The sequence below is a fragment of the Kitasatospora sp. NPDC049258 genome, assembly GCF_040678895.1.
In the GTDB taxonomy this organism is placed as follows: Bacteria; Actinomycetota; Actinomycetes; order Streptomycetales; family Streptomycetaceae; genus Kitasatospora.
In genome coordinates, this window is record NZ_JBFAQT010000014.1 from 42,972 (window position 1) to 68,122 (window position 25,151).

Here is a 25,151-nt window from a genome sequence, read left to right on the forward strand (position 1 = left end):
GAGGTGTCGGTGTGACGGGCGCTTCCGCGGCTGCTGCGCGGCCGGGCGAACCTCTGCCGGCCGTTCCCGTGCTCGGTGAGTTCCTGGTGACGGCGGGGATCGTGGGTGTGATGCGGCCCAAGCCCTTCGGGGGCGTGCCGGGGGCGGTGCAGGCGCTGGTGGGAGCCCTGCGTCCACTGCCCCTGTCTGCTGAGCACCGTTACTACCTCGAAGGGCGTCTGGTCGGTCGCGGGGCGCTTGAGCTCATCACCCACCGGCTGCAGCGAGCAGGCCGGTTCGAGCTGACCTTCCGCGTGGTGCACAGGGACGCCGGCGCGGCCGAGTTGGTGGAGCACGTCCTCACGATCACGGCCGGGAAGTCGGGGGCGAGGCGGTGAGCGGGAGGCTTCGGGCCCGGTGGCTGCGGTTGTGCATGTGGTGGCACCTGGAAGGCCAGTTCTCCGGCCGGTTTTGCTGGTCAGCCGGCTTTTGGAGCGTCACTTCCGCGCTCGGCGGTGGATCCCCAGGTAGTACGAGATGGCGGTGAGCGAAGGGCCGTCGGTGATCTCCCCGGCGGCGGCGAGCTCGATCACGTCCTCGGTGGAGATCCACTCGACGCGGCTTGCCTCGCTGCGGTCGGTGGGCGGGCCGAGGTACCGGCACTCGGTGGCGTGGAAGCTGCTGAACCGCATGGTCGACAGGCCGCTCAGCGCGTTGTAGCCGGTCAGTGGCTCGACCTTGCCCGGCCGCCAGCCGGTCTCCTCCTCTACCTCGCGCCGGATCGCGTCCGCAGGCTCCTCTCCGGGGTCGGTCCAGCCGGCCGGGACCTCCCAGCCCCAGGAGTCGGTGATGAACCGGTGCCGCCAGAGCAGAAGCATGCGGTCGTTGTCGTCGGTGACCACCGCGGTGGTGGAGGCTCGGGGCATGGTCAGGACGTGGTGGTCGACCCGACCAATGCCGGGGATGTCGACGTCGTCGAGCCAGACGTTCACGTAGTCGCTACCGTAGACGAGCCGTCGGCCGTGGCTGTTCCAGCGCAACTGCCGCACCTCTCGGTTGGTTTGCGGGGCGGACTACCGGACGGCCGGGCCTGATCCCGAGCGCCAGTCGTCGATCCGCTTGCGGATACTGGGCACCATGGGGAGGTCGTCGACCGCTGCGGGCCGGAACCAGGCGACCTCGTGCGATTCGTCGGACACCTGGAGGGTGCCGCCGGTGGGGCGGGCGAGCAGGCAGACGGAGAACTCCTGGCGGACCTCGCCGTCGTCGTAGGCGAAGACGTGGCCCGGGTTGGTGTAGGTGCCCACGATGCCGGTGATCTCCACGTGGATGCCGGTCTCCTCGAAGGTCTCCCGGATGCCGCAGCCGGCGAGTGATTCGCCGAGCTCCATCTTCCCGCCGGGCAGGGCCCACAGGCCGTTGTCCGTGCGCCGTTGGAGCAGGATCCGGCCGACCTCGTCCACGACGACCACCGAGGCCGCGGGCACCAGACTGTTGGCCTTCGGGGCGTTCGGGTCGTCCTCGTAGTCACGCCTGCCCATGCCGCGCCTCCTCCCGGATGTTTCGCCCTCGGGAGCAGGACTCTTCCACACGGTCGGCGAAGCGGTCGAACATGCCGTCGGCCTGACTGCGCCGTAGGTGCATCATCGGTGAGTCGTGGCCGACCCGGCGGGCAAGGCTCGCTCAGCGCACCGCTGTTCGGTGCGCTCGGCGTGGGACGGGCGTGCCGTGGCCGGTCAGGCCGGGTGGTGCGGGGTGAGGAGGTCGGCGGCCGTGGCGTGGTTGCCGGTGCCGGCGGCGTGGGTCATGGCGGCGGCGGCGAGGTGGGGGGCGGTGTCCGGGGGGATGACCAGGAGGACGAACTGGTCCTGCAGGCCGCGGGTGAGGGTCATGGTGTCGCCGCTGGCGGAGAAGGGGGCGATCCGCACCTCCAGGCCGTGGACCTGGATCGAGCGGGGGACGGTGTCCCAGGTCGAGGTGTCCAGGCCGACCCGGAGGATGGGGCCGAAGTGGGCGGACAGGGCCGTGATCAGGTCCGGCAGTTCGTCCTCGATGCGGTGGGTGCGGGGCCACCAGGCGCCGTCGAACATGCCGTCCCGGGAGAGCGTGGTCTCCAGGGCGAGGCGGGGGAGGAGCATGCGGGGCGTGGGGGGCTGCTTCGGCAACACTGGGTGCCGCCCGTCCCGGCCCGTGCGAGGGCCGACTGTCCGACCAGGGTGACACCGGCGCGGTTGCCGGTAGGGGGTGCGTCCTTGGTAAGTCCAAGGTACTCCGCGCGGGCCCGGCCCGGCGTGGGGCGGCGGAGTACGGTTGGCGGTATCCAGGGCACTTCGCAATCCGGTCGCCCACCTCCGGTTCGTTCTGGGTGAGTGACGATGCCGGGCAGGCGCCCAGCCGGCCCGGGGGCAGGTTCGGTGCCGCCGTGACCACTGTGCTGACTCCGCCGGCGCTCGGCAGCCGTGCTGCCATCGTCGGCGACGCGATGACCGTGCCCGACTACCAGATCGCCGACGACACCGCCGTCGACCGGGCCGACGAGATCATGCGCGGGGCGCACGTCCCGTACCTGGTGCTGCGCGACCACGACGGGCGCTGCTCGGGGGTGGTGACCAGGGCTCAGCTGGCGCCCTTCCTCGCGGTCACCCGCGCGGCGGAGGCCGTCCCGGTCCGGGACGTCGTCCACGACGCCGGGCCCTACGCCTGGCCGGAGTTGGGGCTGGAGGTGGCGGCCGTGGCGATGGACGCGAGGTCGCTGCAGGCCTGGCCGGTGGTCGACGACGACGGGTACCTGCTCGGGGTGCTCACGCCGGACCGGCTCGGGCGGGAGCCGTACCAGGGGTAGCCGCGGGTACGGATTCTGGACAGGGCTTGGTCGGGGCGCCGAGAATCGGGGCATGACCTCTCTTGAGTTCCGCACCCAGGTGGCCCGGCCGTCCCAGGCCGAGCGCGACCGGGCGCTGGATGTGCTGCGGGAGGGGGTGGGCAGCGGGCAGCTGTCCCACGACACCTTCATCCGGCGGATGGAACTCGTGCTCACCGCCAAGAGCCGGGCCGAGCTGGCCACCGTGGTGGCCGACCTCCAGACGCACGGCCCGCTCGCCCGGGCGGTGCTGCGCGGGGTGGCCAAGGTGTCGGCGTTCAAGGTCCGGGTGCGGCGGACCTGGGAGACCGAGCAGCTGCCGGGGCTGCGGCTGCCCGGGCCCGGATCCACCCGGCTGGTGATCGGCCGGCAGACCGGTTCGGACCTGCGGCTCGGCGACGCCTCGGTGTCGCGGCTGCACGCCGAGCTGCGGGTGGAGCCGGAGGGCTGGGTGCTGCAGGACCTGGGCTCCAGCAACGGGACGTTCGTGAACGGCCTGCGGGTGGTCGGCGCGGTGCTGGTCCGGCCGGGCGACCAGGTGCGGTTCGGGCGGCTGGCCTTCCACCTGATCGCACAGTGATGCGCTAGGTTCCGAATCCGGTCGATCCCGGCCGGACTCGCTGACGTTCTGTCATCTGCCGGGTACCGTCGGTACGGTCCGTTCCGCTCCGGCGTCGGCTGCGCCGGCCTGCCCGGTGTGCCGTTGGAGGGCACCGTGCGCATCCTGTTGCTGGCCAGCGCGTTCAACAGCCTCACCCAGCGCATCCACGTCGACCTGCGGGAGCTCGGGCACACCGTGGCCGTCGAGCTGGCGCTCGGCGAGGGCGCGCTGCGGGCGGCGGCGGAGCGCTTCGGGCCCGATCTGATCGTGGCGCCGATGCTGACCTGCGCGGTGCCCGAGGACGTCTGGCGCCGCCACCCGGTGCTGATCGTGCACCCCGGCCCGAAGGGTGACCGCGGGCCGTCCGCGCTGGACTGGGCGATCGCCGACGGCGCGGCCGAGTGGGGCGTGACGGTGCTCCAGGCCGTCGCCGAGATGGACGCCGGGCCGGTCTGGGCCTGCGTGCCGTTCGCCGTCCGGACCTGCGGGAAGAGCGAGTTGTACCGCACCGAGGTCGCGGACGCGGCGGCCGAGGCGGTGGCGCTGGCGGTCGAGCGCTTCGCGGGCGGCGCCTACCGTCCCGAGGACGGCGCCGGCGGGCCGCTGCGCGCGTACCACGCCCAGGAGTTCCGGCGGATCGACTGGGCGGTGGACACCACCGCCGCGGTGCTCCGCAAGCTGCGCGCGGCCGACTCCCAACCCGGCGTGCTGGACAGCCTGTTCGGCCGCGAGTACTACCTGCACGGCGGCCACCGGGAGGACCGGCTGCGCGGGGCGGCGGGCACGCTGCTGGCGACCAGGGACGGCGCGATCTGCCGGGCCACGGCGGACGGCGCGGTGTGGATCCCGCAGCTGCGCCCGCGCCGGGAGCCGGGCGGCCCGGCGACGTACAAGCTGCCGGCGGCGCAGGTGCTGGCCGGGCTGCTCGCCGGGGTGCCCGAGGTGCCGGTGGACCCGGGTACGGCGGCCCGCCGGGACACCTGGTCCGAGCTGCGCTACCGGGAGAAGGGCGACGTCGGCTACCTGGAGTTCGCCTTCCCCTCGGGGGCGATGAGCACCGGGCAGTGCGAGCGGCTGCTGGCCGCGTACCGGGAGGCGTGCGCGCGGCCGACCGCGGTGCTGGTGCTCGGCCCGGCCCGGGACTTCTTCTCCAACGGCATCCACCTGAACGTGATCGAGGCGGCCCAGGACCCGGGCGAGGAGTCCTGGCGGAACATCAACGCGATGGACGACCTGGTGGCCGCCGTGCTGACCACCGAGAAGCTGACCGTCTCGGCGCTGGCGGGCAACGCGGCGGCCGGCGGGCTGATGCTGGCCCTGGCGGCGGACGAGGTGTGGTGCAGGGCCTCGGCGGTGCTCAACCCGCACTACCGGTTGATGGGGCTGTGCGGCTCCGAGTACTGGACGTACACCCTGCCGCGCCGGGTGGGTGAGGAGCAGGCCCGGCGGTTGACCGCGGCCGCGCTGCCGGTCGGGGCGCGCGAGGCGGTCCGGCTGGGGCTGGCGGACCGGCTGAGCGGTGGCGGCGCGGCCGCCTTCCGGGCCTGGGTGGAGAAGGAGGCGGCGGCGCTCGCCGCCTCGCCGGCGCTGGCCGAGCGGCTGCTGGTCAAGAAGCGGCAGCGCGCCCGGGCCGAGCAGGACCGCCCGCTGGCGGCCTACCGGGCGGACGAACTGGCCCGGATGCGGCGGAACTTCGAGCCCGGCGAGCCGTATCACGGGCTGCGCCGGGCGTTCGTGCACCGGGTGCGGCCGACCGCGACGCCGGAGCACCTGCGCGGGTAGCGGGGCACTCCGGGCCCGGCCTGCCGGGGATCAGCGCGGGCAGAGGCAGAAGGGATGCCCCGCCGGGTCCAGCATGACCGTCCAGGCCTCGCCGCCGGGCTGGTGCTCGGGCCTGGTGGCGCCGAGCTCCTGGGCCCGGGCGACGGCCACCTCCACGTCGTCCACGTGGAAGTCCAGGTGGAACTGCTTGCTGCCGTTCGGGTTCGGCCACGGCGCGGGCCGGTACCCGTCGGCCTGGCCGAAGCCGATCGGGGCGGCGCCCTCGACGGGGGCGGCCAGCATCGCGTACTCGGCCTGGCTGTGGGCGATCTCCCAGCCGAGCAGGGCGCTGTAGAACTCGGCGAGTGCGACCGGGTCGGCGCAGTCGATGTTGACCATGGCGAGGTCGGCGAATCCGGGCATGGCGGTGCTCTCCCTGTTGAATCGATCAGGTGTTCGAAGTGGTGCGCGACCAGCATGCCGTACGAGCGCACCGGACGGGTGGGGACACGCGGTGGGAGTGCTGGTGGCCGGTGGGGTGTCCGGGGCTCGTGAATATGGATTTTATTTAGGCAGAGTAATGACGTAGCCTAAGGACATGCCCGAGATGTCCGAGGACGACCTGGCGGCGATCAGCCAGCTGCGTTCGTCCGCGATGCGCCTTGCCCGCCGGTTGCGCAACCAGCGGGTCGAGGAGTCGTTGAGTCCCACCGAGATCGGGGTGCTCGGCACCCTCGGCCGGTGCGGCAGTGCCACCCCCGGCGAGCTGGCCAGGCGTGAGCACGTCCAGCCGCCGTCGATGACCAGGATCATCGCGATGCTGGAGGAGAAGGGGTTGGTGCGGCGCGAGCCGCACCCGGAGGACCGCCGGCAGGTGGTCGTCAGCAGCACCGAGGAGGCCGAGGCGATCCTCGCCGAGAGCCGCCGGCGGCGCAACGCCTGGCTGGCGGAGCTCGCCGCGGGGCTGACCGAGGAGGAGTGGGCGCAGCTGCGTGCGGCGGCGCCCGTGCTCTACAAGCTGGCGCACCTGTGAGGCCGCGGGCCTCGACCGGCTGAGGCACGGCGCCTCGACGACATCAGGCACGGCAACACGAAGGAGTACCGCATCACCGCAGGACCGATCGGAGAAACCAGTCGCGCGGCGGCAACCCTGCCCGCCGCCGCGCACCGAGGGGAGCACCACGTGACACCGCCGGCCGCAGCCAGCGCCGCCATCCGTACCGACCACTCCAGCACCGACCTCACGGCGGCCACCGCCGCCACCGCCGAGAGCCAGGCACCCGCCCCCGTGGGCCTGCCGGGCACCGGCGACGACGACCCCTGCGAACGCACCGCGGCGGCCTCCACCGCCGCGTCCGCCCCCGTCGGGGACAGCTCCACCCGCAGTTCCGCCGCCGGCCCCACCGGGGCCCGCTTCACCCGCCCCGGAGGGATGTTCTCCTCCCTGCGGATCCGTAACTACCGCTACTTCTTCGCCGGCCAGATCGTCTCCAACTCGGGGACCTGGATGCAGCGGATCGCCCAGGACTGGCTGGTGCTGAGCCTGACCGGCAGCCCGTTCGCGGTCGGTGTGACGACGGCGATGCAGTTCCTCCCGATGCTGCTGCTCGGCCTGTGGGGCGGCGTGCTCGCCGACCGGCTGCCCAAGCGGCGCCTGCTGGTGCTGACCCAGGGCGTGATGGGCCTGCTGGCCGCCGCGCTCGCGGTGCTGACCGTGACCGGCGCCGTCACCGAGTACTGGGTCTACCTGTTCGCCCTGCTGCTGGGCCTGGTGACGGTGGTGGACAACCCCACCCGGCAGGCCTTCGTGAGCGAGATGGTCGGCCCGAAGGACCTGGCCAACGCGGTGAGCCTGAACGCCGCCAACTTCCAGTGCGCGCGGCTGGTCGGCCCGGCGGTCGCCGGTCTGCTGATCGCCGCGGTCGGCAGCGGCTGGGCCTTCGCGGTCAACGCGCTGTCCTTCGTGGCGGTGATCGGTGGGCTGCTGGCGATGCGCACGGGTGAGCTGCGGCCCACCGCGCCGATCGCCCGCGAGCGCGGCCAGTTGCGCGAGGGCCTGCGCTACGTGCGCGAGCGGCCCGAGCTGCTCTGGCCGATGGTGCTGGCCGGGTTCATCGGGACCTTCGGGTTCAACTTCCCGACCCTGCTGTCCGGTTTCGCCTACGGCACCTTCAAGGTCGGCCCGGGCGAGTACGGCCTGCTGAACACCGCGATGGCGGTCGGTTCGCTGGTCGGCGCCCTGCTCGCGGCCCGGCGCGGGGTGCCGAGGCTGCGCCGGCTGGTGGGCGCGGCGCTGGCCTTCGGGGCGCTGGAGGTGCTAGCCGCCTTCGCCCCCGGGTACTGGACCTTCGCGATCCTGCTGACCTTGGTCGGGGTGTTCGGGCTGACCTTCAACACCTCGGTGAACTCGGCGCTCCAGCTGGCCACCGACCCCGCGATGCGGGGACGGGTGATGGGGTTGCTGGTGCTGGTGTTCACCGGTGGTACGCCGATCGGCGCTCCGCTGGTCGGCTGGGTCACCGCCGAGTACGGGCCCCGGCTCGGCCTGCTGGCCTGCGGCGCGGTGTCCGCGCTGGCCGCCGGCGTGGTCGGCCTGGTGCTGGCCCGGGCCGCGGACCTGAAGGTGCGGGTCGACCTGCACCGCGGCAGCCGGGTGGTCGCCTTCGTGCCGCGCTCGGTCTCCAAGGAGCAGCTGGCCACCGCCAGTTGAGGTCCGGCCGGGCCGCCGTCGATGCGGTCGGCGGCGGCCCGGCCGGCCCGGTGGCGGGTCAGACCCTGATCTCCAGGATCCGGCCGGGCCAGGGGCCGCTGGGCTGGTCGACCTCGAAGGCGTCCGTCGGGGTGAAGCCGAGCCGCTCGTACTGGCCCACCAGCCGCCGGTCGTCCCCGGCGTAGCAGTCCACCCGCAGCAGCCCGAAGCCGCGGCGCCTGGTCTCCTCGACCGCGTCGGCGATCAGCGCGGCGCCGACCCCTGAGCCCTTGCGCTCGCGGTCGGTGACCAACAGCCTGACGTACAGCTCGGGTTCGTCGACCGCGGTGGCGTACTCCGGCTTCTCCTCGGCCAGCACGCAGACCCCGACGGGGCGGCCGTCCGCGTCCTCGGCCACCCGCAGCAGGTAGTCGCGGGCGTACCGCTCGGTGCGCTCGACCGCCTTCGGATTGCTGGTCCAGGGCCGGTCTCCCCACTGGCCCGTGCGGCCGAGGGAGACCAGCCAGGCGACGGCGGCGTCGAGCAGCGCGAGGGTGGCGGGGGCGTCGGCCGGTCCTCCGGTTCTGATGTTCATAGGACAGTTCTAGTTGCTGCGGCCCGCTGCGCGCCGGGTAATTGGCGGGAGCCCGCCGCTCCCGGACGGCAGGATGGCGCCATGAGACTCTTCGTGGCGGTGAACCCGCCGACGGCGGCGCTCCAGGAACTGGTCGACGCGGCCGCGCCGTTGCACGACCTGCCGGGCGCCGACCGGCTGCGCTGGAGCGAGGTGGCCGGCTGGCACCTCACGCTCGCCTTCCTGGGCGAGGTGCCGGCCGCCGAGGTGCCCCGGCTGGAGCCCCTGCTGGCGCGGGTCGCCGAGGAGCACGGCGCGCACCGGCTACGGCTGGCCGGCGGCGGCACCTTCGGCGACCGGGTGCTCTGGGCCGGGGTGGCGGGGGAGGTGTGGGCGCTGCGGCGGCTGGCCGAGGGCGTCCGCGCGGTGCTGCCCGAGCTCGGGATCGAGTCGGACCAGCACGGCTTCCACCCGCACCTGACACTGGCCCGGGCCGGCTCCTCGCACGGGCAGCGGCGGGCCGAGCGCCGCTCGGCGGTGGGTGACCTGCACGCGATGGCCGCGGCGCTGGAGGAGTTCCGGGGCGCCGAGTGGGAGGCCGGTGAGCTGCACCTGATGCTCAGCGAGACCGGCTTCGGACCGTCCCGCTACCGGAGCCTGTCGGCCTGGCCGCTGGCTCGCTGGGAGGCCGGCGCGGGATAGGCCCGCCGAGCGCGGCCCGGGCCCGCCCCCGGCAGGGAGCCGGACCCGGACCGCGGCGGCGTCAGCCCAGCTCGGGCGCTTCGCGCAGCTCCACGGCGGCCGGCGCGGTGTCGCCGAGCTCCAGCACCACCAGCTCGTTGGCGCCCTCGCGCAGCAGCGGCTGCGGGCAGAACAGCGTCAGCTGCGGGCCGCCGGCGTCGTAGCGGCCGAGCAGGAAGCCGTTCACCCACAGGTAGCCGTGCTGCCCGCCGGGGACGGCGAGGAAGGCGTCGCCGGTGGCCGCCAGGGTCAGCGTGCCCCGGGCGAGGACCTCCGAGGCGGGCTCGCCCGGGGTGAACTCCAGCCCGGGCAGCGGCTCCAGGGCCAGCGGCTCGGCCCGGCAGCCGTGCAGGTACTGCCGTTCGTGCCGCAGGCCGGTGATGCCCTTGGTCTCGCCCACCTGGGGTCCGTAGTTGACCCGGCCCAGCGACTCCACCAGCAGCTCGACCACGGTGCCGCCGGGCGCCGAGAGCGGAGGCTGCGGGGCGCCGCGGTACAGCTCCGCCACCCGCTTGCCGTCCAGCCGCAGGCTCGCGCGGTCCCGCAGGCCCTCGACGGCGAGCGGGAGGTCGGGGCTGCCGTCCGGGACCCGGACGGTGTAGCGGACCAGGCCCTGCTCCAGCCCGAGCTCCTCCAGGGTGGGCGGCACCGGGGCGTCGACCGCGGGGCCGAAGACCGGTGCGGCGAACTCGGTCAGCCGCACCGTGCCCGCCGCCAGCACCGGCGGCAGCTCGGGGAAGGCGGGTGTCCGGTCGTCCAGGAAACGGGCCTGCTCCGGGTGCTCGGCCGCGAACTCGGCCAGCACCGCGCGGAACAGCTCGTACTTCTCGGTCCGCGCGCCGCGCTCGTCCAGCGGCGCGTGGTAGTCGTAGGAGGTGGTGACCGGCTGGTACGGCGAGCGGGTCCACTCGGTGGAGTTGTACGGCGCGTCCTCGTGGTTGGCGCCCGCGGTGGTGCCGAAGTTGGTGCCGCCGTGCGCCATGTAGAGGTTGACCGAGCCGCCGGCGGCCAGGATCCGGCGCAGCGTGTCGGCGGCGTCCGCGGCGTCCCGGGTGTGGTGCGGCTTGTCCCAGTGGTCGAACCAGCCGTTCCAGAACTCCATGCAGAACAGCGGGTCCCCGGGCCGGTGGCGGCGCAGCAGCTCGAAGCCGGCCTCCGGGTCGGAGCCGAAGTTGACGGTGGCCAGCACCCCCGGCAGGGTGCCGGCCGCGAGCATGTGGCCCAGCGGCCCGTCCGAGGTGAACAGCGGCACGCTCACCCCGCGCCGGCGCAGCCCGTCGGCGAGGTGGCGCAGGTAGGCCCGGTCGCTGCCGAAGGAGCCGTACTCGTTCTCCACCTGGACCAGCAGCAGGTTGCCGCCCCGGTCGAGCTGGCGGGCCACCAGGCCGGGCAGCAGCGCGTCGAAGAAGGCGTCGACGGCGGCCAGGTACTCCGGGTCGCTGGTGCGGGCCCGGCGGCCGACCCGGGCGGTCAGCCAGGCCGGCAGGCCGCCGTTGTCCCACTCCGCGCAGATGTACGGGCCGGGGCGGACGATCGCCCACAGGCCCTGGCGGGCCGCCTCGTCCAGGAAGTCGCCGAGTTCGGACAGCCGCTCGAACCGGCCCTCGGCCGGCTCGTGCAGATTCCACGGAACGTAGGTCTCGACGGTGTTGAGGCCCATCGCGCGCAGCGCGGCCAGCCGCTGCGGCCACTGCTCGGGCCGGGTCCGGAAGTAGTGCACGGCCCCGGAGAGGATCCGCAGCGGGCGCCCGTCGAGCGAGAAGCCGGTGGAGTCGTAGGTGAGCATGGCTCCAGCCTGGGGCACCCTCCCGGCCGCAGCCATGGACAAAGCCCGGCGGCGTGTTGGATTGTTCGAGGTCGGGGGGGTCGGTGGCGGGCGCGGGAGAGGACGGCTGTGGAGCGCTGGTGGCAGTACCTCACCCCGGGGCCGGCCCAGCTGCGGACGGGGCTGGCCTGCCTGGGCGTCGGCATGCAGCGCGGCCGGCTGCCCACGGTCGGGCCCCGCAGCCTGGACCACTGGGTGGCGGTGCTGGTCACCAGCGGCCGGGGCTGGTACGCGGAGCCGGACGGCACCCGGCGCGCGGTGCTGGGGCCGGCGGTGCTCTGGCTGCGGCCCGGCGTCGAGCACCACTACGCGCCGGACGAGCACGGCTGGGCCGAGTACTTCGTGGACTTCACCGGCTCGGCCACCGCCGCCTACGCGGAGCTGGGGCTGCTGCCGGAGGCCACGGTGGTGCCGCTGACCGGCTCCGAGTCGGCCCAGCGGGTGGTGGCCCGGATCGCCGGGGCCTGCCGCCGGGGCGGGCCGCTGGTCGGGGTGGACGCCGCGGCGGGGGTGCACGAGCTGCTGGTGGAGCTGCGCCGGCACCGGGCCGACCTGGACCCGGAGGGGGCGCCGGTGCTGGAGGTGCTGCGCCGGGACGCCTGCCTGCCGCTCACGGTGGCCGACCACGCCCGGCGGGCCGGCATGACGGTGGCGGAGCTGCGGCGGGCGGTGCGCTCGGTGGGCGCGGTCGGCCCGAAGGAGTACCTGCTGGTCGTCCGGCTGAACGAGGCCAAGGAGCTGCTGGCGGCGAGCGAGCTGCCGGTGGCGGCGGTCGCCCGGCGGGTCGGCTACGAGGATCCGGCCTACTTCACCCGGATCTTCACCCGGCGGGTGGGGGTGGCGCCCACGGTGTTCCGGGCCCAGCAGTACCGGGGGGAGGGCCAGCTGCGGACGGTGCGCCGGGAGGAGCTGGCGGCCGAGCTGACCGGGCTGTACGGGCCGGAGCGGGGCCGGGCGGAGGCGGGGCGGGCCACCGGGTAACCTCGATGACCGTGGACCCCAAGACTCGTATGCGGATCGTGACCGGCGCCCTGGTGCTGCTGCTGGCTGTGGTGGTGATCAGCTCGTTGGTCGGGAAGTGATCGCGGTACGTGATCCCGGTACGTGATCCCGGTACGTGATCCCGGTACGTGATCCCGAGCGGACGCAAAAGCGACAGGAGGGCCACCGCCCGGTGGCCCTCCTGTCGCGTGCTCAGCCGGTCAGAGCCGGCCGACCACGTGGTCGATGCAGGCGGTGAGCGCCTGGACGTCCGCCGGGTCGACGGCCGGGAACATCGCGATCCGCAGCTGGTTGCGGCCGAGCTTGCGGTACGGCTCGGTGTCCACGATGCCGTTGGCGCGCAGCGCCTTGGCGATCGCGGCCGCGTCGATCGAGTCGTCGAAGTCGATGGTGCCGACCACCTGCGAGCGCTCCTCGGCCTTGGCCACGAACGGCTGCGCGAAGGAGGACTTCTCGGCCCAGGTGTAGAGGATCGAGGAGGACTCCGCGGTGCGGGCCACCGCCCAGTCCAGACCGCCGTTGCCGTTCAGCCAGTCCAGCTGCTCGGCGAGCAGGAAGAGCGTGGAGATCGACGGAGTGTTGTAGGTCTGGTCCTTCGAGGAGTTGTCGATCGCCGTCGGCAGGTCGAAGAACGGCGGGATGTACCGGCCAGAGGCGGCGATCTCGGCGGCACGCTCCAGCGCGGCCGGGGAGAAGGTCGCCAGCCACAGCCCGCCCTCGGAGGCGAAGGACTTCTGCGGCGCGAAGTAGTAGACGTCGGTCTCGGCGAGGTCCACCGGGAGGCCGCCGGCGCCGGAGGTGGCGTCGACCAGCACCAGGGAGCCCTCGTCACCGCCGGCCGGGCGGCGGATCGGCATCGCCACGCCGGTGGAGGTCTCGTTGTGGGTGAGCGCGTAGACGTCCACCCCGGCCTCGGCGACCGGCAGCGGGTGGGTGCCCGGCTCGGACTTGATCACCGAGGGGTCGCCCAGCCAGGGGGCGGCCTGCACCGAGGAGGCGAACTTGGAGGAGAACTCGCCGAAGTTGAGGTGCTGGGACTTCGCACGGACCAGCCCGAAGGCCGCGATGTCCCAGAACGCGGTGGAGCCGCCGTTGCCCAGTACCACCTGGTAACCCTCGGGCAGTGCGAACAGGTCGGCGACGCCCTCACGGACGCGCTTGACCACGTTCTTGACCGGGGCCTGCCGGTGCGAGGTGCCCAGCAGCGAGGTGCCGGTGGCCGCGAGCGCGCTCAGCGCTTCGGGACGCACCTTGGAGGGGCCACAGCCGAAACGGCCGTCGGCGGGCTTGATGTCAGCGGGGATCTGGATCTGAGCCACAGCGGCAGCCTACTGCTCCCGGGGCCGCGATTGTGCCCGTCGTCCGCCCGCTGAGATGTCGTCCTGGCAGTTCGAGCGGGCCTGGAGGGCGATTCCAGGCCCGCTCGATCGAGTGACGAGAAATCAGCTCGACAGGGCGTCCCAGCCCTCGATCTCCTGCGGGCTGCGGGAGGCCGGGCCGATGTAACGGGCGGCCGGGCGGACCAGCCGGCCGGTGCGCTTCTGCTCCAGGATGTGGGCGGACCAGCCGGCCGTCCGGGCGCAGGTGAACATCGAGGTGAACATGTGCGCCGGGACCTCGGCGAAGTCCAGCATGATCGCGGCCCAGAACTCCACGTTGGTGGCGAGCACGCGGTCCGGGCGGCGGTTGTGCAGCTCCTCCAGCGCGGCCTTCTCCAGCGCCTCGGCGATCTCGAAGCGCGGGGCGCCGAGCTCCTTGGCGGTGCGGCGCAGCACGCGGGCGCGCGGGTCCTCGGCGCGGTAGACGCGGTGGCCGAAGCCCATCAGGCGCTCGCCCTTGTCGAGCGCCTTGCGGACGTAGCCGGCCGCGTCCCCGGTGCGCTCGATCTCCTCGATCATGCCGAGCACCCGGGACGGGGCGCCGCCGTGCAGCGGGCCGGACATCGCGCCGACCGCGCCGGACAGCGCGGCCGCCACGTCGGCGCCGGTGGAGGCGATGACGCGGGCGGTGAAGGTGGAGGCGTTCATGCCGTGCTCGGCGGCCGAGGTCCAGTAGGCGTCGACGGCCTTGACGTGCTTGGGGTCGGGCTCGCCCCGCCAGCGGATCATGAACCGCTCGACGATGGTCTCGGCCTTGTCGATCTCGCTCTGCGGGACCATCGGCCGGCCCTGCCCGCGGGCCGACTGGGCCACGTAGGACAGCGCCATCACGGCAGCCCGGGCGAGGTCGTCGCGGGCCTGCTCGGCGGAGATGTCGAGCAGCGGCTTGAGACCCCAGACCGGGGCGAGCATCGCGAGGGCGGACTGCACGTCGACCCGGATGTCGCCGGAGTGGACCGGGATCGGGAACGGCTCGGCGGCGGGCAGACCGGGGGCGAACTTCCCGTCGACCAGCAGGCCCCACACGTGCCCGAAGGAGACGTGACCCACGAGGTCCTCGATGTCCACACCGCGGTAGCGCAGTGCGCCGCCTTCACGGTCGGGTTCGGCGATCTCGCTCTCGAAGGCGACTACCCCTTCGAGCCCGGGTACGAAATCGGACATCAGACGGCTCCTTCAGTGATCCGATACGACGCGTCGCCATGGTGGTGCGGCGCGCCGGGTGACCGATGGTGGTTGGCACTCGGTGTCAGACTCTCAGGCACCCAGTGCATTGCGCCATACACCACCACGGTGATGTTTCCCCCACGGGCCGCTCCGGCCCGTGGCGCGCGTCCGGCGTCATCGGCGGACATTCCGGGGTGAGTCTGGATGTTTCCGGACGATTCTCCCGTGCGGTGGGCGGTGGAGCGGTGGCGAGACACCTTATCTCCCACCCCGGTTTGCACAGACGTAGCGGTGCCCGACGCTTGTCGTACGGGATGATGTTGGCGTGCCTACCGCGGAACGCCACCCGACAGCCCTGACCACCCGCACCGACGACCGGTCCGGTCCGGACCTGGCTGCCATGCGCAAGCAGTACCAGCACGACGGCCTGTCCGAGGACAAGATCGCCGCCGATCCGATGGTCCAGTTCACCGACTGGTTCCACGAGGCGGTGGAGGCCGGGGTGGAGGAGCCCAACGCGATGGTGCTGTCCACCGCGGACGCCGACGGGCGGCCCGGCTCGCGCACCGTGCTGCTGAAGGGCTTCGACCGCCGCGGTTTCGTGTTCTACACCAACTACGGCTCCCGCAAGGGCACCGACCTGGCCGCCAACCCGCAGGCCTCGGTGCTCTTCCCGTGGATCTCGCTGGCCCGCCAGGTGATCATCGGCGGCCGGGTGGAGAAGGTCGGCCGGGACGAGACCGCCGCCTACTTCCGGACCCGCCCGCACGGCTCCCAGCTCGGTGCCTGGGCCAGCGAGCAGTCCAGCCCGGTGGCGGACCGCCGGGTGCTGGAGCAGCGCTACGCCGATCTGGAGGCCCGCTACCCGGAGGGCGAGGGCGTGCCGGTGCCGCCGTTCTGGGGTGGCTACCGGGTGATCCCGCAGACCGTGGAGTTCTGGCAGGGCCGCGCGAACCGGCTGCACGACCGGCTCCGCTACGTCGCCGAGGGCGAGGGCTGGCGGGTCGAGCGGCTCTGCCCCTGAGGGCCGCCGGACGGCCTCGGTTCACTCGTCCGGGCTAACTGGGGTGACCGCTGGACCCGGCCTGCCCGAGGTGCGCCCACGGACGATCTGACGAAGTCTCAACTTCCTTGTGCCTCAAGCCCGGAGAGGCCGACCGGTGGGGGGCCCGGCGCGCCGGCCGGCCGTTCACCCGCCGGGTGGGCGTCCGCCGAAAGGGTGGTCTACAAAAGTGGGGGCCAGGATCTGTGGTGTGCGTTGAAGGCTGCGCGCGCTCGGGGGGTCGGCGGTGTCCTAGCATGGCCTTCTTGGACTCGTGTCGCAGTGGCCCCAGCCACCGTCGACGGCTCCGTCGTCGGCATCTGAGTGCAAGTCACCCAATTGGTCCCAACGCGCAAGCCTAAAAGAGGGGCATCGCCATGACCATCACACTTGCCGCCAATCCTGCCGACAGTCTGACGGACGATCATTTCGACGCGGCCAGGCTCTCGCTCGCCGATCTCGCCGCGCTCGGGGCCGAGGAGCTCGCGGCCCAGCTGGCCCGGGCACTGCCGGGCGGCACCCCGGGCCAGGTCGGCGTCGCCGCGTTCCAGTCCTCCATCTGAGAGGGAAGAATCGGTTCCCCGGATCCTTGTGCACGTCCTGACGACGGCCCCCCACCTCGATGACCCTCACTCCGGTCCCCTTCAGACAGTTCGTGCTGAAGGTGCACAGTCGCTGTGACCTCGCCTGCGACCACTGCTATGTCTACGAACACGCGGACACCAGCTGGCGCGGGCGCCCCAGGCACGCGAGTGACGAGGTGCTGGCCAAGGCCGCCGAGCGGATCGGGGAGCACGCCCGTACGCACCGGCTGCCGGCCGTCCATGTCGTGCTGCACGGCGGGGAACCCCTGCTCGCCGGCCCGGCGCGCCTGCGCCGGGCCGCCGAACTGCTGCGCGGGGCCCTGCCCGAGGGCTGCGACCTGGACCTGCGGATCCACACCAACGGGGTGCTGCTGAGCCGGGAGTTCTGCCAGGTCTTCGACCGGGCCGGCATCAAGGTCGGCATCTCGCTCGACGGCGACAAGGTCTCCAACGACCGGCACCGGCGGTTCGCCGACGGCCGCAGCAGCCACGCCAAGGTGCTGGCCGCGGTGGCCCTGCTGCGCGAGGGCGAGTTCCGCCACCTGTACGCCGGACTGCTCTGCACCATCGACGTGGAGAACGACCCGGCCGCCGTGCTGGACGCGCTGGTCGCGCTCGAACCGCCCCGGATCGACTTCCTGCTGCCGCACGCGACCTGGGATGCTCCGCCGAAACGCCCCCCCGGTATGGGCCGAACGCCCTACGCGGATTGGCTGATGGCCGTCTACGACCGGTGGACGGCGGCCGGCCGCCCGGTGCCGGTGCGGATCTTCGAGTCGATCCACCGCACGCTGCGCGGAAGGTCCAGCCTGACCGAGTCGCTGGGGCTCGATCCGGCGGATCTGGTGGTGATCGAGACCGACGGCGAGCTGGAGCAGGCGGACAGCCTGAAGACCGCCTACGACGGAGCCCCGGCGACCGGGTTCGACATCTTCGCGCACTCGCTGGACGAAGTCGCCCGCCACCCGGGCATGATGGAACGGCAGTCCGGCCTGGCCGGACTGAGCACCGAGTGCCGGGCCTGCCCCGTCGTCCGCTCCTGCGGCGGCGGTCTGTACGCGCACCGCTACCGGAGTGACGGCAGCGGCTTCGCCAATCCTTCTGTCTTCTGCGGGGATCTGATGAAGCTGATCACCACTATTCGCGACCAGGCCCCCGCGGCCACCGGCATCCCGGAGCAGTCCGGCCCGGTGGAGCCGGTCCTGACCGAGGCCCAGCTCGACGAGTTGGCGCTCGGCCACGGCAGCGGCGAGACGGTGCGGGCGCTGGCCGCCGCCCAACTCGGCCTGACCCGGCGGCTGGTGGCGGCAGTGGCGGCCGGCCGCCCGGCCGGGGCCGAGGCCTGGCGGCTGCTGACCGAGCTGGACACCAAGGCGCCCCGGGCACTGGACGCCGCGCTCGCCCACCCGTACGTCCGGGCCTGGGCCGCCCGCTGCCTGCAGGGCGGCGCGGAGCCCCCCGGCGCCGACCTCGGCACGCTCGCGGAGATCGCGGCGGCGGCCGGGCTGCGGGCCGGCCTGGACTTCGAGCTGGCGCTGCCGGTGCGCCGGGGTGCGGTGCACCTGCCGGGCCTCGGCCTGGTCCGGGTGGCGGGTGCGGGCACGGCCCGGCTGGTCGGCGACGCCGAGGGCTTCACCGTACGGGCGGACGGCCCCGCGGTCCGGATCGGCTGGGACACCCCGGACGGCGGGCCCTGGCAGCCGGTCCGCCGGATCGGCCTGGCCGGCGGCTGGACGGTCGCGCTGGAGGACACCGACCCGCAGCGCGACAGCCACCAGTGGCCGGTCACCGGCCGGCTGGCCGAGCCGGAGCTGCTCGGCTGGGGTGGCGCCCTGCAGGAGGCCTGGGAGCTGATCCGGCGCGACCTGCCCGGTTACGCGCCGGGCATCCAGGCCGCCCTCGGCACCATCACCCCGCTCGCGGCGGGCGCGGCCGAGGGTGACGTCAGCGCGGCCGGTCGGCAGGCCTTCGGCGCGGTCGGGATCGCCCGGCCGACCACCGCGCCGGTCCTCGCCCTGCTGATCGCGCACGAGTTCCAGCACGTCAAGCTGGGCGCCGTGCTGGACTTCCACGACCTCTACGACCCGGCCGAGGACCGGCTCTTCCACGCGCCCTGGCGCCCGGACCCGCGCCCGCTGGAGGGTCTGCTCCAGGGCACCTACGCCCACCTGGCGGTGACCGAGTTCTGGGTCGGCCGGGTCCGGGCGTACGACGGGCTGCGCAGCGAGGCGGCCGAGGCGGCCCGGGTGCAGCTGGCCACCTGGCGCCGGCACACGGTGGACTCGGTGGCGGCGCTGGTCGACTCGGGGTCGCTGACCCCGCTCGGGGAGCGGTTCGCCGCCGGGATGCGGGCGAGCGCCGAGCCCTGGCTGGAGCTGCCGGTGGGGCCGGCCGCGGAGCGGCGGGCGCGGGCCGCGGCGGCGGAGAACCGGGCGGCCTGGCTGGCCCGCAGCGGGCGCCCGGCCCCGGCCGGCTCCTGAGCCGCCCGGCGAGCGCGGATCCACCCCGACCCAACCGGACGGCTGCCGGGAGGCCCGTTGTACTCCGTAGAGGCGCTGGCCGCCGACCTGCGCCGGCTGGGCGTCCGGCCGGGCGAGACCCTGCTGGTGCAGTCCTCCACCCGGGCGATCGGCGCGGTGCGCGGCGGCTCGGCCGCGATCGTGGCGGCGATCCGCGAGGTGCTCGGCCCGTACGGCACCCTGGTGGTGTACACCGCGACGCCGGAGAACTCGGACACCTCCCCGCTGGACGCCGCCCGCACCGCCGGCCTGGACCCGGCCCGGCTGCGGGCGTTCCGGGCCACCATGCCCGCCTTCGACCGGGCGGCCACCCCCGCCTCGCCGAGCATGGGGCGGATCGCCGAGGAGGTCCGCACCACCCCCGGATCGGTGCGCAGCGCGCACCCGCAGACCTCGTTCACCGCGCTCGGCCCCAAGGCGGAGCGGCTGATGGCCGGCCACCGGCTGACCTGCCACCTGGGCGAGGAGTCGCCGACCCACCGGCTGTACCAGGACGGCGCCCGGGCGCTGCTGGTCGGCGTACCGCTGTGGTGCTGCACGCCGTTCCACCTGGCCGAGTACTGGCAGCCGGAGCAGGTCCCGCAGCGCTACGGCTGCGTGGTGCGCGACGAGCGGCAGCGGCGGCAGTGGGTGCACTTCGAGGCGCTGCGGCTGGAGGTCCGGCATTTCGAGACGCTCGGCGAGGTGCTGGCCGACGAACTGCCGAGCCTGCGGCAGGGCCGCTTCGGCGCCGCGGAGAGCTTTCTGCTGCCCATCCCGGAAGCGGTCGACCACGTCAACAAATGGCTGCGGAACCGCTGGAGTTGACCGCGCACGCGCGATGCCGGGGTGCGGCCCTATTCCATTCGGGAACCTGACCTTTCTACACTGAAGTCCCTTTGTGGGGTGGCGAAGCAGCCCGGGGGATTGTGGGAGCGGGGGTGGGCGAGGGCTGCCGGCCGGTACGGTGGCGTGGTCGCGGGTGCGCGGCCGGGGGACTCAGCAGGCCGGATGTCTCGGGGGAGGCGCGTCTTGAACAGCCAGGGGGACGGAGGCCGGGATCAGCGGCCCTATTTCTTCCTCAGTTACGCGCACATTCCACGCGCGGGGAACAGAGGTTCGGGCGACCCCAACATCTGGGTGGCGCAGCTCTACAACGACCTCTGCGAGGCCATCTTCCAGCTCACCGACGCGCCCTCCGGGCACCCGGTGGGCTTCATGGACCGCTCCATGCACCAGGGGCAGAAGTGGGCCGAACGGCTCTCCGCCGAGCTCGCCAACTGCCGGGTGTTCGTGCCGCTCTACTCGCCCCGCTACTTCGCCAGCCAGGCCTGCGGCAAGGAATGGCACCTGTTCAGCCAGCGGCCGGTCTACCAGCGCCGGCAGAGCGGGGAGCGGCACACCGGGATCGTCCCGGTGCTCTGGGTGGCGATGAACCACTACCCGCTGCCCCGGGTCGCCAGCGAACTCCAGTTCAGCCACGAGAGCTTCGGCGGCGACTACGCGGCCGAGGGCCTGTACGCGCTGATGAAGATCGCCTCCTACCGGGCCCAGTACCAGAACGCGGTCTACCGGCTGGCCGAGCGGATCGTCTACGTGGCCAAGCAGACCGTGATCCCGCTCGGCCAGCAGGCGGACTTCGAGTCCCAGCCGAGCGCCTTCGAGCCCCCGCTGCCCACCGACCGGGTGCGGATCTCGGTGTACTCGCTGCGCCGCCGGGAGCTGCCGGCCGGGCGCGGGTCGGACTGCTACGGCGCGCGCCGGCTCGACTGGCAGCCCTACCAGCCCCACTCCGCCCGCCCGTTGGCCGAGGACGCGGCCGAGGTGGCCCGGCGGATGGGCTTCGAGCCGACGGTGGCCGAGTTCGAGGAGGACGCGGACCGGATGCTGGCCGAGGAGCCCACCGGACCGAGCGTGCTGCTGGTCGACCGTTGGGCCCTGACCGATCGTCAACGAAGCGGTAAGATCCGACAGTTGGACCGTAAGAACCTCCCCTGGGTGAGCGTCCTGGAGCCGTGGAACCCGGAGGATCCGGAGTGCCGAAGAGACGAGGAGATGCTCAACGGTCTGAGCGAGGAGGTCCTCAGGCTCAGCCGTGGTGCCCACCGGCCCACCCTGCGCAGCCAGCCCGCCGGCACCCCCGGCACGCTGGAGGAGTTCCGCGGCGAGCTGGAACGGGCCGTGATGCAGGCCACCAACGGATTCGAGCAGCGCGGCGAGGCGAGACCCGTCGGGACGGGCCCGCGCAAGCCGAGTCTGCGGCAGGGCTTACGCGGCGCCGAGCCGCCGGCCGGGCCGCCCACCGACGGTTACGGCAGCGACGATGACGGCGGCCTCGGGCGGGCTGCCCGTGGGGGAGGAGAGTCATGACCGAGACACCGACCTGGGGGCACCGGCCGGCCGGGAGGCCGGGCGAGAGCCCGCGGGCCGCCGGCCACCGGACCGAGCGCGATTTCGACGCCAGGACAGTGGACGACCGGGAGGGCCGGATCGTCACCTTCTACTCGTACAAGGGCGGCACCGGGCGCACCATGGCGCTGGCCAACACCGCCTGGATCCTGGCCTCCAACGGCGCCCGGGTGCTGACCGTGGACTGGGACCTGGAGGCCCCGGGCCTGGACCAGTTCTTCCGGCCGTTCCTCGATCCGGACGCGGTGGCCGGCACCACCGGCATCATGGACCTCTTCGCGGACTACCTGGAGGAGGCCCGCCGCCCGCTGGACCGTGACCCCAACTGGCACGAGGACTTCGCCCGGATCCACCCGCACGCCGTCTCGCTGGCCTGGCCGCACTTCCCCGGCGACGGCGGGCTGGACTTCGTCCCGGCCGGCCAGCTCAACCGGGACTACTCCGGCACCGGCAACCGGATCGACTGGGACCTGCTCTACGAGGCCCACAACGGCTCCGCCTTCATCGAGGCGCTGCGCCGGGACATGAAGCGGCGCTACGACTACGTCCTGATCGACAGCCGGACCGGCCTGACCGACACCGCCGACATCTGCACCGTCGAGATGCCCGACGACCTGGTGGTCTGCTTCACCCTCAGCGACCAGTCCATCGACGGCGCCTCCCGGGTCGCGCACACCATCGACAGCCTCTACGAGTCGCGCGGGATCCGGATCCTCCCGGTGCCGATGCGGATCGACGAGGGCGAGAAGGAGAAGGCGGACGCCGGCCGGGCGCTCGCCCGGATCAAGTTCGGCGGCCTGCCCGCCGGCCTCTCCGAGGCCGAACTGCTGCGCTACTGGGCCTCGGTGGAGATCCCGTACCGGCCCTTCTACGCCTACGAGGAGATCCTTGCCCCGTTCGGCGACCTGCCGCAGCAGCCGGCCTCGATCCTGGCCGCCTGCGAGCGGCTGACCGCCGAGCTCACCGCCGGGCAGGTCACCGGCCTGCCGCCGATGGACGAGGACCTGCGGCTGCGCAACCTCGCCGCCTTCGTCCGCCGCCGCCCGACCGCGCCCGCCGACCTCTACCTCAGCTACGTGCCGCAGGACCGGGCCTGGGCGGACTGGATCTCCGCGGTGCTCACCCAGGCCGGCTTCCGGGTGGTCTCGATGGACCTCGGCGTGGGCACCAACCCGCGCACCTCCACCGAGCGCGGCATCGACTCGGCCTACCGGACGGTCGCCGTGCTGTCCTCGGCCTACCTCTCCTCGCCGCAGGCCCAGGCGCTGTGGGGCCGCACCGTCAACGCCGACCCGGCCGGCGCCCGACGGCAGATGATCCCGGTCCGGGTCGGCGACGTCCGGATCACCGCGCCGTACAACAACCGCAACCCGGTCGACCTGGTCGGCCGTGACGAGGCCGAGGCCGTCCAGGCCCTGCTGCGCGCGCTCGGCCGGGGCGAGGCCGACCTCGCCGAGCGCGGCTCCGACACCCCGCGCTTCCCGGGGGCCAAGCCCGCGCACTGGTCGGTGCCGCAGCGCAACCACTCCTTCACCGGCCGCACCAAGGTGCTGGACGACCTGCGCGAACAGCTGGTCGGCGGGCCGACCGCGGTGCTGCCCACCCCGCAGACGCTGTACGGCCTCGGCGGCATCGGCAAGACCCAGGTCGCGCTGGAGTACGCCCACCGCTACATGTCGCACTACGACCTGGTCTGGTGGATCAACGCCGAGCAGACCGAGTCCGCCGCGCAGTCCTTCGCCGAGCTGGCCGGCCGGCTCGGCCTGCGTACCAGCGACAGCGTCACCGAGGCCGCCGAGGCCGCCCGCGACGCACTCCGCCGGGGCTCCCCGACCTCCCGCTGGCTGCTGGTCTTCGACAACGCGGACGAGCCCGCGCGGATCCGCCCGTACTTCCCCGACGGCCCGGGCCACATCCTGGTCACCTCCCGCAACCAGGGCTGGTCCGGGCAGGCCGGCGTGCTGGGCGTGGACGTCTTCACCCGGGCCGAGAGCGTGGACCACATCACCCGCCGGGTCCGCGGCCTGACCAGGCAGGAGGCCGACCGGGTGGCCGAGGCGCTCGGCGACCTGCCGCTCGCCGTCGAGGTCGCCGCCGCCTGGCTGGAGACCACCCGCACCCCGGTCGACACCTACGTCTCCCAGCTCCAGGCCGAGGCCACCAAGGTGCTGGCCGCCGGTGAGACCCCGGTCGACTACCCGACCCCGGTCGGCCTCACCTGGAACGTCTCGATCGCCCGGCTGCGCGAGCAGTCCCCGGCCGCCGTCCGGCTGCTGGAGCTGTCCGCGTTCTTCGCCCCCGAGCCGATCTCGCTCAAGCACTTCTTCTACAGCGAGCAGATGCGCCGCGCCCTGGAGCCGTACGACTCCGAGCTCACCGACAGCTTCATGCTGGGCAAGGTGATCCGCTCGGTCAGCCGGTACGCCCTGGCCAAGACCGACGCGTCCAGCTTCCAGGTGCACCGGCTGGTCCAGGCGGTGGTCCGCAGCGGGATGAGCCAGGCCGACCAGAACAGCGCGATGCACGAGGTGCACCGCATCCTGGCCAGCGCCCGCCCGCCGCTCGGCGACACCGACAACCCGGACAACTGGCCCACCCTGGAGAAGATCTGGCCGCACCTGGGCCCCTCCCGGGCCCAGGACTGCGACGAGCGCGAGGTCCGCGAGCTCCTGATCGACCGGGTCCGCTACCTGTGGAAGACCGTCGACCTCGACCAGGCCCTGCAGCTGGCCCGGCAGCTGGACGCGGCCTGGGCGCAGCGCTACGAGAGCGAGCCCGACGCGGCCGAGCGGCGCTTCCTGCTCCGGCAGATCCTCAGCCTGCGGTTCAACCTGGCCAACGTGCTGCGCTCGCAGGGCTCGTATAACGAATCGCTGGAGCTGGACCAGGCCACCCTGGCCGGCCAGCGCGAACTGCTCGGCGAGCACAATGCGTTCACCCTGATGACGGCCAACTCGATGGGCGCCGACCTGCGGTACCTCAACCGCTTCCAGGAAGCCCTGAGCATGGACCTGGAGACCTACAACCAGTTCGTGGAGCTGTTCGGCGAGGACGACGCGCGCACCCTGTCGGTCGCCAACAACCTGGCCATCGACCACCGGCTGGTCGGCAACAGCGTGGCCGCCCGCGACCTCGACCAGGACACCTTCGAGCGCCGCTCCGCGGTGCTCGGCCAGGCCCACCCGTACACCCTCAGCAGCAAGGCCAACCTGGCCCGCGACCTGCGCGAGATGGGCGACTACAAGGGCTCCGTCGAGCTGCTGCGCGAGGTCACCGAGGCGCTGTCCGGCATCCTCGGACCGGACCTGCCGGAGACCCTGCGCAACGCCAAGTCACTGGCGGTCTCACTGCGCCGGGCCGGCGAGCTGGGGCCGGCCCGCGAGCTCACCGAGCAGACCTACCAGCGCTACGTCGACCGGTACGGCACCGACAACCCCGAGACGCTGGCCTGCCAGCTCAACCTGGCCGCTGACCACAGTGCCGCGGGCGACAAGGAGACCGCCCGCGACATCGCCGCCGCCGCCTACGAGGGGCACCGCAGGCTGCTCGGCGACGACCACCCGTTCACCCTGGCCTGCGAGAACAACCTCGCCATCTACCTGCGCGGCAGCGGCGACGTGGCCGGTGCGATCCGGCACGGCGAGCAGGCCGTCGAAGGCCTCTCCCGGGTGCTCGACCCGGACCACCCGTACACCCTCAACGCGATGATCAACCTGGCCAACGCCTACGCCGACAGCGGGCAGCTGGCGCGCGCCGAGGAGCGCGGCCGGGTGGCGCTCGCCGGCCTGGACAACCGCTACGGGCAGACCCACCCGGACGCCGTGGTCTGCCAGCTCAACCTGGCGGTCACGCTGCGCTCGGCGGGCCGGGCGCGGGAGGCCGAGGCGCTGCGCAAGCAGTCCCTGGTGGTGCTGCTGGAGCTCTTCGACGAGGGCCACCCCAGCGTGGTGTCCGCACACAACTGGCACCGGATCAACCGCGATCTGGAGCCGCAGCCGCTGTGACCGGGCCCGCCCCGGCCAGGGCCCGGTCCACCCCGG

At 73.3% G+C, this 25,151-nt stretch carries 22 protein-coding genes and 1 pseudogene; 14 read left to right on the plus strand and 9 right to left on the minus strand.

All coding sequences use genetic code 11. From position 1 onward, the window contains the following. The first annotated feature begins 11 nt into the window (after positions 1-11). Complete coding sequence (locus AB0K43_RS14535; RefSeq protein WP_363639447.1) at positions 12-377, plus strand: hypothetical protein; 366 nt, start codon at positions 12-14, stop codon at positions 375-377. A gap of 99 nt (positions 378-476) precedes the next feature. Here AB0K43_RS14535 and AB0K43_RS14540 read toward each other — a convergent pair whose 3' ends face one another. The 4 genes and pseudogenes from AB0K43_RS14540 to AB0K43_RS14555 form a co-directional block, all read right to left on the minus strand. After that, a complete protein-coding gene (locus AB0K43_RS14540; RefSeq protein WP_363639449.1) occupies positions 477-1,019 on the minus strand; it encodes an NUDIX hydrolase in 543 nt (180 codons plus the stop codon). Positions 1,020-1,052: 33 nt separating this feature from the next. Further along, positions 1,053-1,520, minus strand: a complete 468-nt coding sequence (locus AB0K43_RS14545) for an NUDIX domain-containing protein (protein ID WP_363639451.1) — start codon at positions 1,518-1,520, stop codon at positions 1,053-1,055. Beyond that, positions 1,507-1,656: pseudogene (locus AB0K43_RS14550) on the minus strand (XRE family transcriptional regulator); the annotation flags it as partial. The gene AB0K43_RS14545 and the pseudogene AB0K43_RS14550, both read right to left, overlap by 14 nt. Positions 1,657-1,715: 59 nt before the next feature. After that, positions 1,716-2,117, minus strand: a complete 402-nt coding sequence (locus AB0K43_RS14555) for a DUF5994 family protein (RefSeq protein ID WP_363639453.1) — start codon at positions 2,115-2,117, stop codon at positions 1,716-1,718. Positions 2,118-2,401: 284 nt separating this feature from the next. Between AB0K43_RS14555 and AB0K43_RS14560 the strand changes: the two genes are divergently transcribed. The 3 genes from AB0K43_RS14560 (at position 2,402) to AB0K43_RS14570 (ending at position 5,222) form a co-directional block, all read left to right on the plus strand. Continuing rightward, complete coding sequence (locus tag AB0K43_RS14560) at positions 2,402-2,821, plus strand: CBS domain-containing protein (RefSeq protein ID WP_363639455.1); 420 nt, start codon at positions 2,402-2,404, stop codon at positions 2,819-2,821. Positions 2,822-2,873: 52 nt separating this feature from the next. Continuing rightward, on the plus strand, positions 2,874-3,419 hold the full coding sequence (locus AB0K43_RS14565; protein ID WP_363639457.1) for a DUF1707 and FHA domain-containing protein: 546 nt from the start codon (positions 2,874-2,876) through the stop codon (positions 3,417-3,419). A gap of 135 nt (positions 3,420-3,554) precedes the next feature. Then, a complete protein-coding gene (locus AB0K43_RS14570) occupies positions 3,555-5,222 on the plus strand; it encodes a hydrogenase maturation protein (protein WP_363639459.1) in 1,668 nt (555 codons plus the stop codon). A gap of 30 nt (positions 5,223-5,252) precedes the next feature. Here AB0K43_RS14570 and AB0K43_RS14575 read toward each other — a convergent pair whose 3' ends face one another. Then, complete coding sequence (locus tag AB0K43_RS14575) at positions 5,253-5,624, minus strand: VOC family protein (protein ID WP_363639461.1); 372 nt, start codon at positions 5,622-5,624, stop codon at positions 5,253-5,255. A 175-nt stretch (positions 5,625-5,799) separates the two neighbouring features. Here AB0K43_RS14575 and AB0K43_RS14580 point away from each other — a divergent pair, with 175 nt between their 5' ends. Then, positions 5,800-6,234, plus strand: coding sequence for a MarR family transcriptional regulator (locus AB0K43_RS14580; protein ID WP_363639463.1), 435 nt, complete (start codon positions 5,800-5,802; stop codon positions 6,232-6,234). Positions 6,235-6,384: 150 nt separating this feature from the next. Continuing rightward, a complete protein-coding gene (locus tag AB0K43_RS14585) occupies positions 6,385-7,911 on the plus strand; it encodes an MFS transporter (RefSeq protein ID WP_363639465.1) in 1,527 nt (508 codons plus the stop codon). Positions 7,912-7,969: 58 nt separating this feature from the next. On the opposite strand, the gene AB0K43_RS14590 is transcribed toward AB0K43_RS14585, so the two are convergent. Beyond that, complete coding sequence (locus tag AB0K43_RS14590) at positions 7,970-8,485, minus strand: GNAT family N-acetyltransferase (protein WP_363639467.1); 516 nt, start codon at positions 8,483-8,485, stop codon at positions 7,970-7,972. An 81-nt stretch (positions 8,486-8,566) separates the two neighbouring features. Between AB0K43_RS14590 and thpR the strand changes: the two genes are divergently transcribed. Continuing rightward, positions 8,567-9,166 carry an RNA 2',3'-cyclic phosphodiesterase gene (thpR, locus tag AB0K43_RS14595; protein WP_363639469.1) on the plus strand — a complete coding sequence of 200 codons (600 nt, stop codon included), beginning with the start codon at positions 8,567-8,569 and terminating at the stop codon, positions 9,164-9,166. Between the two features lie 61 nt (positions 9,167-9,227). On the opposite strand, the gene AB0K43_RS14600 is transcribed toward thpR, so the two are convergent. Further along, positions 9,228-10,991, minus strand: coding sequence for a beta-galactosidase family protein (locus tag AB0K43_RS14600; protein WP_363639471.1), 1,764 nt, complete (start codon positions 10,989-10,991; stop codon positions 9,228-9,230). A 108-nt stretch (positions 10,992-11,099) separates the two neighbouring features. On the opposite strand from AB0K43_RS14600, the gene AB0K43_RS14605 reads away from it, so the two are divergent. Continuing rightward, the gene (locus AB0K43_RS14605) at positions 11,100-12,011 is read left to right on the plus strand and encodes an AraC family transcriptional regulator (RefSeq protein ID WP_363639473.1); all 912 of its coding nucleotides are present in this window, start codon (positions 11,100-11,102) and stop codon (positions 12,009-12,011) included. Positions 12,012-12,232: 221 nt separating this feature from the next. Here the strand turns inward: AB0K43_RS14605 and serC are convergent, their stop codons facing one another. Further along, on the minus strand, positions 12,233-13,351 hold the full coding sequence (gene serC, locus AB0K43_RS14610) for a phosphoserine transaminase (protein ID WP_363639475.1): 1,119 nt from the start codon (positions 13,349-13,351) through the stop codon (positions 12,233-12,235). Between the two features lie 123 nt (positions 13,352-13,474). Continuing rightward, positions 13,475-14,575: a citrate synthase 2 gene (locus tag AB0K43_RS14615; RefSeq protein WP_363639477.1), complete on the minus strand. Its 1,101-nt coding sequence runs from the start codon at positions 14,573-14,575 to the stop codon at positions 13,475-13,477. Between the two features lie 403 nt (positions 14,576-14,978). Here AB0K43_RS14615 and pdxH point away from each other — a divergent pair, with 403 nt between their 5' ends. From pdxH to fxsT, 6 genes are all read left to right on the plus strand, one after another. Further along, complete coding sequence (gene pdxH / locus AB0K43_RS14620) at positions 14,979-15,602, plus strand: pyridoxamine 5'-phosphate oxidase (RefSeq protein WP_363639694.1); 624 nt, start codon at positions 14,979-14,981, stop codon at positions 15,600-15,602. Positions 15,603-15,997: 395 nt separating this feature from the next. Next, entirely contained in the window at positions 15,998-16,183 is a 186-nt protein-coding gene (gene fxsA, locus AB0K43_RS14625; protein WP_363639479.1) for an FxSxx-COOH cyclophane-containing RiPP peptide, read from the plus strand. A 59-nt stretch (positions 16,184-16,242) separates the two neighbouring features. Further along, positions 16,243-18,684, plus strand: a complete 2,442-nt coding sequence (locus AB0K43_RS14630) for an FxsB family cyclophane-forming radical SAM/SPASM peptide maturase (protein WP_363639481.1) — start codon at positions 16,243-16,245, stop codon at positions 18,682-18,684. Positions 18,685-18,741: 57 nt separating this feature from the next. Continuing rightward, positions 18,742-19,530 (plus strand): AAC(3) family N-acetyltransferase, encoded by a 789-nt coding sequence (locus AB0K43_RS14635; protein ID WP_363639483.1) that lies wholly within the window; start codon positions 18,742-18,744, stop codon positions 19,528-19,530. 183 nt (positions 19,531-19,713) lie between these two features. After that, complete coding sequence (locus AB0K43_RS14640) at positions 19,714-21,072, plus strand: TIR-like protein FxsC (protein WP_363639485.1); 1,359 nt, start codon at positions 19,714-19,716, stop codon at positions 21,070-21,072. Beyond that, a complete protein-coding gene (gene fxsT, locus AB0K43_RS14645; protein ID WP_363639487.1) occupies positions 21,069-25,115 on the plus strand; it encodes an FxSxx-COOH system tetratricopeptide repeat protein in 4,047 nt (1,348 codons plus the stop codon). The genes AB0K43_RS14640 and fxsT overlap by 4 nt, the downstream gene beginning before the upstream one ends. Positions 25,116-25,151: the final 36 nt, after the last annotated feature.